This window comes from Pseudomonas sp. K5002 (assembly GCF_013386655.1).
Classification (GTDB): Bacteria; Pseudomonadota; Gammaproteobacteria; order Pseudomonadales; family Pseudomonadaceae; genus Aquipseudomonas.
Window position 1 is genome coordinate 1 of sequence record NZ_JACARK010001570.1, and the last position, 683, is coordinate 683.

Annotated in this window: 1 protein-coding gene; it reads right to left on the reverse strand. The window is 63.0% G+C overall.

Features of this window, described 5'->3' with window-relative positions; translation table 11 throughout:
• Positions 1-683 (reverse strand): 4-hydroxyphenylpyruvate dioxygenase family protein (locus HX846_RS37995; protein WP_178967555.1); only part of this gene is annotated, 683 nt, incomplete at both ends.

The window sequence follows — 683 nt, forward strand, 5'->3', positions numbered from 1 at the left end:
GACTTGGCCATGGCCGCCAGGCGCACCGCCACGTTGGCCGCACCGTAGCCGGCGTAACCGTTCTTGCGCTGGATGATCTCGAAGAAAAACCGGCCCTCGAACGGTTCGGTATAAACGTGAAACAGTTCACCGCCCTGGGCATCGCGGTCGTAGAGGACGTTGTAATACGCGAGCTGGCTGAGGAACTCGTCATCGAAATCAAACCGCGCCGCCAGGTCATCGTAGTAGTTCAGCGGGATATCCAGCAGCGGCACGCCCGCATCCTTGGCCCGGCTGACCTCGGCGAAAATGTCCGCGCAGTCGAAGGCAATGTGGTGCACGCCCGAGCCGCGATAGCTCGACAGCGCGTGGGAAATCGCGGTGTTGCGGTTCTCGGAAATATTCAGCGGCAGGCGAATCGAGCTGCAACGGCTGCGCAGTGCCCGGCTTTTCACCAGGCCATAGGGGTCCGGCAGCACCACTTCGTCGTCGGCTTCGAAATCCAGCAGGCTCTTGTAGAACAACACCCAACTGTCGAGGCTGTCGGCGGGCAAGGCCATGGCCATGTGGTCGATGCGCAGCAGGCCGCCGCTGGCGGCGTTCGCCGGTTGCAGGTTGAAGTCGGTGTCGTAGAGGCCGCCTTCGTGCTGGTCCACCAGGTAGATCAGGCTGCCATCCGGTGCGCGCACCGCTGCCAGCTCCAG